Annotated in this window: 6 protein-coding genes; 3 read left to right on the top strand and 3 right to left on the bottom strand. The window is 39.3% G+C overall.

Features of this window, described 5'->3' with window-relative positions; all coding sequences use genetic code 11:
• Positions 1-159 precede the first annotated feature (159 nt).
• On the top strand, positions 160-1,107 hold the full coding sequence (gene miaA, locus O9332_RS01155; RefSeq protein WP_002763076.1) for a tRNA (adenosine(37)-N6)-dimethylallyltransferase MiaA: 948 nt from the start codon (positions 160-162) through the stop codon (positions 1,105-1,107).
• Here miaA and O9332_RS01150 read toward each other — a convergent pair.
• From O9332_RS01150 to O9332_RS01140, 3 genes are read right to left on the bottom strand one after another with little or no spacing between them, the layout of a single operon-like run.
• Positions 1,049-2,455 (bottom strand): DUF2079 domain-containing protein, encoded by a 1,407-nt coding sequence (locus tag O9332_RS01150; protein WP_002763078.1) that lies wholly within the window; start codon positions 2,453-2,455, stop codon positions 1,049-1,051. The two genes, miaA and O9332_RS01150, sit on opposite strands and share 59 nt — an antisense overlap.
• A gap of 12 nt (positions 2,456-2,467) precedes the next feature.
• A complete protein-coding gene (locus O9332_RS01145) occupies positions 2,468-3,325 on the bottom strand; it encodes an amino acid ABC transporter substrate-binding protein (RefSeq protein WP_002763079.1) in 858 nt (285 codons plus the stop codon).
• A gap of 18 nt (positions 3,326-3,343) precedes the next feature.
• Positions 3,344-4,381 (bottom strand): AI-2E family transporter, encoded by a 1,038-nt coding sequence (locus O9332_RS01140; RefSeq protein WP_002763081.1) that lies wholly within the window; start codon positions 4,379-4,381, stop codon positions 3,344-3,346.
• 4 nt (positions 4,382-4,385) lie between these two features.
• Between O9332_RS01140 and O9332_RS27900 the strand changes: the two genes are divergently transcribed.
• Together O9332_RS27900 and O9332_RS01130 are read left to right on the top strand one after the other, a co-directional pair.
• Positions 4,386-4,661 (top strand): hypothetical protein, encoded by a 276-nt coding sequence (locus O9332_RS27900; RefSeq protein ID WP_196219885.1) that lies wholly within the window; start codon positions 4,386-4,388, stop codon positions 4,659-4,661.
• Between the two features lie 159 nt (positions 4,662-4,820).
• Positions 4,821-5,603, top strand: coding sequence for a pentapeptide repeat-containing protein (locus tag O9332_RS01130; protein ID WP_002763083.1), 783 nt, complete (start codon positions 4,821-4,823; stop codon positions 5,601-5,603).
• Positions 5,604-5,963: the final 360 nt, after the last annotated feature.

Below are 5,963 nucleotides of genomic sequence, written 5' to 3'. Positions count from 1 at the left end.
GCGCGGGGGGTTTGGGGGCGGCGCCACGCCCCCAACGGGGGGTTTGGGGGGTAGAACCCCCCAAAAGCTGGGATTGAGTGATAAAATCACAAGTAAGGCCCGATTTTAACCGAGAGTTTCCCCTTAAAAATCCCAACTTGGTAGATTTACGAAAATGAGATGCAGCCTTCCTCTTTACCTATTTTAATTGTTATTTGTGGGGCAACTGCCACAGGAAAATCCAGTTTAGCCCTACAATTGGCCGAAAAGTTTAATTCAGTAATTCTCAGTGCCGATTCCCGACAAATCTATCGAGAATTTAATATTGGTACCGCTAAACCTAGCTTAGAAGAATGTCAGCGGATTTCCCATTATCTAATTGATATTTGTGATCCTCAAGATAATTTTACCCTAGCACAGTACCAAGAACAGGCTGAGGATTTAATCAACAATCTCCACTATTCTCCCCTGTTTTTGGTCGGTGGTACGGGACTTTATATCAAGTCCATTGTCAAAGGTTTAAAAATACCGAGGGTTTCTCCTCAAGCGGATTTAAGACGGCAATTACAAGCTTTAGGACAATCCTATCTTTATCAAATTCTGACGCAGGTAGATGAAGAGGCTGCTAAAAAAATTCATCCCCATGATCAGGTCAGGACTTTACGCGCTTTAGAGGTTTTTTATCTAACAGGAAAACCTATCTCTAGTCAGCAGGGAGAAAATCCCCCCACTTATCCAATTTTACAAATTGGTTTAGACTGTTCCCCAGAAAGTTTAGACAAGCGGATCACTGTTCGTACTCATCAAATGATCGCCAGGGGATTAGTAGCAGAGGTGCAGAATTTGGGGGATAAATACGGTTGGGATTTGCCACTTTTGCAGACTTTGGGTTATGCAGAGATTAAGCAATATCTCCTCGGGGAAATTTCTTTAGAACAGGCGATCGATCTAATTATCCTCCATACCCGTCAATTTTCCAAACGTCAGCGCACTTGGTTTCGTGCCGATGCTGGTATTGTCTGGTTTCCCATCGATAAAGAAAATTTATTAAAATCGGTGGAACGAAAAATTATTTTGTTTCTTGAGGGGTTGTCAAGGCCCGATATAAAAACACATCATCCTGATTAACGATTAACTGGAAGTTCTCATTTTGATTCAGTTTATTTAAGTGATCATCAATTAGTTCTGGTGAACTAGACCAACCGGGATGACGGCGATCGAGTAGGATATAATTAAATTGATTTAAATCTAGGGATTGGGAACCTTCGATCGCTAATTTGATCATTTCTCGATGGGTAAGATGGGGGGCAATTCTAGAAGTAGTCAAGACACTCTCACTGGTGGTAATTTGGGTGAGAGCTTTTTGGGTGGCGGACCAAGTATCGAGGGAATTTAAATACAGTGACCAAAAATAGCCGTATTTAGCTAAGGCAAAAAAGGCAATAATTGCCCAAGTAATTATCCATTTAGGCTGCTTCAACCAGCTGCTATTATGGGCTAAAGTGGCGATAACCGCTAGAAATAAAAAGGGCAAAATTGGCAGGGAATATTGAGTCGTTAAGTTTTTTTGTGGGGCATGATCTGCTAATAAATTTAAAGCGAGTGCGGGAATAGCGGCAATTATTGGGGCAGAATAGCGCCAGGATAAACCCCAAACTAAGGGAATAAATAATAGGATTAGGTATTCTAGATTATTGCCAGTAAAGATTTTTCCCAAGACAAGATCGGGTTTGAGGAAAAGATTAAAGATAATTGCTGGTAAACTATCTCCTAGATAACTATATCGAGAATCGGCCATTTCAATAACTGCCGATTTTCCTGTCAGGAGAGGGATTAATAATTTCGTGGCGATAATAAACCAAAGAATGCCGCTAATCATGGCAATTATTCCGGGGATTTTTTTCTTTTCCCAAAGAAGTAACCAGATACCCATTCCCAACAATGTTAAAGAGAGAATTGCTTTACAACCGAGAATAATAATGATTCCTAGAAAAAATCCCCAGAGATTATTTAATCTTGCGGCCAAAATTGTCCAAAAAATGGCTGGAACTGCGATAACTTCAGGATGAAAATCAAAGAGATTAACATTAAAAATCAGGGGATAGAGCAGATAAACTAAGGCTAATGTATAGGCTTGTTTTTCTTTTAATCCCGCTTGTATTGCCAATTGCCAGAGGGGAAAAACGGCAAGGGAAAGGGAAAAAGCTTGTAAGAAAAGCAGCCAATAAACGCTAGGATAAATTTTATAAAGTAAGGCTATAGGATAGAGAATAAAAGCGATATGATCGCCTAAAATATGGTAATCAACAAAAGATATAATCGGTGGTTTACCTTGAGAAATTAGGTAAACTCCCTGATCAAACCAACCAAGATCGAGAGCATTAGATTGAAATAAAATATGTCTGACAGCACTGCAAATAAACAGGATTATTGTAGCGCAACCAATCAACCAAAATAAATCATTTTTTTTGTGCATAATCGTTAAGTTTTACTGGGATTTTTCGGGATTATTACGACAATATTGCCAGGTATCTCTAAAATAGGCAGCAACTTCAGTAAACCATGCTTTAAAAATATTTCTGTTCTCACTGGTGACGATAACCCCATTAATAAACTCTTGCCATTGGGGATCATTAGCGGGAAGAATAAAACCATAATAATCACAATTTAAAGGATTGCGCGGGATAAGTTGATAATCTTGTTCTAAGGATAAACCGAGAATGACAGCTTCTCCAATTAGCAGAATCCCATCACTAGCAAAAGCATCTATTCTATTCCTTCTTAAACTTTGGATACCTCGCAGTCTTCCCGTCACTCCTTGAAATTCCTGATAGGTAGCAAGAGGATATTTTTGTCTTAATAATTCTTGAGTGGTGGTATCTCTTAAAACTCCAATACTTATACCTTCTAAGGACGAAGAAAAATTAAAATTCTTCTGATTATCACTCCGAACTAAAAACTGAGTTCCTGTGACAAAAAAAGGACGAGAAAAACTGACACCATCAGGTATATTTTTTCTGATACTATTAGGACCACACTCGAAATCAACGGTTTTATTTTCCAATAACTGGAAGCGATTAAATAAAGTGGATTTATAAATTTTGACACTGATGATCTGGAGGTTTAATTTGTGCTTGAGTTCTTCTCTAAGCAATTGGATAAAATCTAAGCATAATCCCTGCAAATTATTATTACTATCCCGATAGCCAAAGGGAATCGCATCTTCTCTCATAGCTACTTCTAATAATCCCGTGCGTTTAATTTTTTCTAGAACCGTTTCAGACTTAGCTGGGAGGGGAGCAAAAAAATTAGATAAAATAACGAGAGTAAGAATGATTAATTTCATGACTTTTGCCGAGATTATTTAAGATTTGTTATGACCGTGATCCCATTTATCTAAAATGTCTTTGAATAATAATTCATCTAACCATGTCTTTACTACCACTGTCAAAGGTAAAGCCAATAATAAACCTAAGATGCCAAACATTTGAGCAAAGAAAATTTGAGCAATTAGGGTAATTGCCGGTAGTAAAGATACCTGTTTAGCCATGACAGTGGGTGTCAGCCAATAACTTTCGACATTTTGGATAATAAAATAGAGAATCAGAATAGCGACAATTTTCCAAGGTGCATCGATAACAGCAATTAGAATGGGAAAAATCACACTAGCAGTCGGTCCGATATTAGGGATAAAATTGAGCAATCCTGCTAGGATAGCATGAACGAGAACTAGATTGATTTGTAAAACAAAAAGACCGAACCCACTGAATAATCCTACCATAGTTGAACTAATGGCAATTCCCAACAACCAATTACCTAAACCCGCTTCCGATAGGGTAAGAATTTCCTCAGCGCGACGACGATAGAAGTTAGGAAATAATTTTAAGAAAGCTTGTCGATAGGGTTGGGGGTTGGCTAACATCATCATTGCTAACACCAGCACGAATAATAATTGTAAAATTGCCGCAACTGAGTTAGAAAAGAAGGTAAAAAAGTTACTAAAAACAAAGGTTCCTAAAGGTTGTAACTGCTGGACTAAATCAGTTAAATTAGGCAAGGGTGGCAACCAATCAAATTGAAATTGTTGTCGCCATTGAATCGAGTTATTGCGGACTAAATCCCAAGCTTGCGGTAAAAGTTCAATTAATTTTTGAAACTGTTCGATAAAGGGGGGAACAATAATTATAAAAAATACAATCACAATTCCTAGACTCGTCAGCAGGGTGATTAAAATAGCCAAACCCCTTTTAATCCCCAATCTCTGCAATCCTTTAACACATCTATTTAAGGCTACGGTAAACACGATCGCCATAAAAATCAATAATAACAGCTGTCGAATCTGCCACAATACATAGAGAGCCATTATTAAACAGATAAACCCCAACCACTGACCAAATTTCACGACCTTGATTTATCCTATCGGGACAAGTTTTATCATACAGCAGTCGGGAGGCGGTCGGCAGGAGATAGGTTTTAGGTCTTGGGGTTTTGGAGTCTTGGGGTTTTGGGGTTTTAGTTCAATTTCCCCAGTTCCCCACTTCCCTACTTCCCCACTTCCCCACTTCCCCACTTCCCCACTTCCCCACTTCCCCACTTCCCTAACAGCACAAATCAAGTTCTGTATCAAAAATTTGCTAATTTTGCTGTTATGTGCTATACATTTACGCATCAAAACAGGATAGAAAAACGAGATTTTTTTAATTACCAGACATTTTCTCAAATTTTATGGCAACTCTCCCAGAGTCAAATTATCCTAAAAGAAATCCTCTCCTAGAAAATCCGACAAGACTCAGAGAAATTGTGGCCGTTAATGCTTTTATCCTTGTATTAGGACTTCGATAATGAAAGAATTGGAGCGATACTATAAAGTTTTAGGGTTAGATCATGGGGCATCTCTCGACGAGATCAATCAGGCCTACAAAGATTTGGTGTTTATTTGGCATCCCGATCGCATTCCCAAAGATAATCAGCGTCTTTTGGAAAAAGCCACCGCTAAACTGCAAGAAATTAACCAAGCTAGGGAACAATTGCGGCAAATTCATCAAAATTCTCCTAAACGCTCCAATTCCCCCCCTAAAACTGAAAAACAGCCCGCCCACGCCTATAAAACTGCTTCCCCCTATCAGCCTCACCCTAGCCAACCGGGCCAAAATTCCCAAACCCACAGTCATAAAACCCATAGTCAACAAACCCACAGTCAACACAGCCACTCCCAGAATAACCATCAGGTCCACAATCATGCCGCCTGGCGCCCTCACTATCGGGATTTAAACGGAGCCGATTTACAGGGAGCCAACCTGAAAGAAAAAGATCTCTCTAGTTGCAGTCTCATCGGGGCAGATTTAAGCCATGCGGACTTAAGCGATAGCTTCCTGCACAAAGTTAACCTAGAAAAGGCTAATCTGCACAAAGCTAATCTTTTTCGCGCCAATCTCCTCGAAGCTAACCTTAAAGGCGCAAATTTACAGGAAGCCAATCTCATCGGAGCGGATTTAAGTGGGGCGGATCTGTCGGCAGCGGATTTACGCGGGGCAAAAATTGGCTTCGGTAAGCGTATTATGGTGAAATTAACTGGAGCAATTTTAACGGGAACAATTCTCCCCGATGGTTCGATTCATCAATAGACCTCTTGTAAAAATCAAAAATTGTTGTTAGGGTTAGGAGTCAGGGGTCAGGAGTCAGTAGTCAGGAGAATTAAGAATGAATAATAATCAATTAAATGGTCTATTTAAGGATTTTATGCAATTTAATCCTTATTTTTACCGTTTTTGAACCCTCAAAAATTAATTATGCAAGAGGTTTCATTAAACCTCTTGCTAATTTTGATAAGTATCTAAGCACAATTAATTAGGGTCTGCTGAAAAAGTTTTTCCTGGGGGTAGGAGTCAGTAGCCGGTCGTCAGGAGTCGGTCGTTTTAGGCTTTGTTGCCCTTGTTTTTTGTACCAAGCGATGTACTACAAGAAGGATAATGCAAGGTTTTTGA

Source organism: Microcystis sp. LE19-10.1B (assembly GCF_027530565.1).
Classification (GTDB): Bacteria; Cyanobacteriota; Cyanobacteriia; order Cyanobacteriales; family Microcystaceae; genus Microcystis; species Microcystis aeruginosa.
Note: the sequence above shows the minus strand (reverse complement) of the source record. Positions and strands in the feature narration are given on the sequence as shown.

What these genes read in the sequence shown, in the direction of transcription:
- miaA (WP_002763076.1), top strand. Translation starts at nt 160, where the DNA reads ATGCAGCCTTCCTCTTTACCTATTTTAATTGTTATTTGTGGGGCAACT.
- O9332_RS01150 (WP_002763078.1), bottom strand. Translation starts at nt 2,455, where the DNA reads ATGCACAAAAAAAATGATTTATTTTGGTTGATTGGTTGCGCTACAATA.
- O9332_RS01145 (WP_002763079.1), bottom strand. Translation starts at nt 3,325, where the DNA reads ATGAAATTAATCATTCTTACTCTCGTTATTTTATCTAATTTTTTTGCT.
- O9332_RS01130 (WP_002763083.1), top strand. Translation starts at nt 4,821, where the DNA reads ATGAAAGAATTGGAGCGATACTATAAAGTTTTAGGGTTAGATCATGGG.